General features: G+C 35.7%; 1 pseudogene. It reads left to right on the forward strand.

Annotated features, from left to right (window positions below):
• Positions 1-479, forward strand: a pseudogene (locus ACYVTD_RS16425) (HD domain-containing protein); the annotation flags it as partial.

Here is a 479-nt window from a genome sequence, read left to right on the forward strand (position 1 = left end):
GGCTTGAAACAGGGCAAATAACTGGCGAAGACCTGTATAATCTTGACGACTACAGCCTTTTTTCCCTTCTTGAACAAAAAATCAAAAATGACAAAAATTCCGCTATAAACGGAGCCGCTCTTGTGGAATATGTGCGCGAAGGGAATATTTACACAACATTTGCAGAAATTTCACAAAAAAAAGACAATTTTAAGGCGCTCATGAACTTTAAAGAGAGGGCAAAAATCGAAGAAAAACTGGCGGAAGAACTCCGCAAAAAAGGACTTGAAGTTAAAGGGGAAGATATAATTATCGATATTCCTGAACCTGTATCTTTTGAAACAGGGCTTTTTATTATAGATGAAGAATGCAGTTTTAGCGCAAGTTCCAGCGCTTTTAAACCGCAAACAGTGGACGCGTTTATTCAAACTTTGTATACAATAAGAGTCTTTATAAATCGAAAATTTAAGGAAAAAATAAAGACATTTTCAAACGCATAT

Source organism: Treponema sp. R6D11 (genome assembly GCF_054786075.1).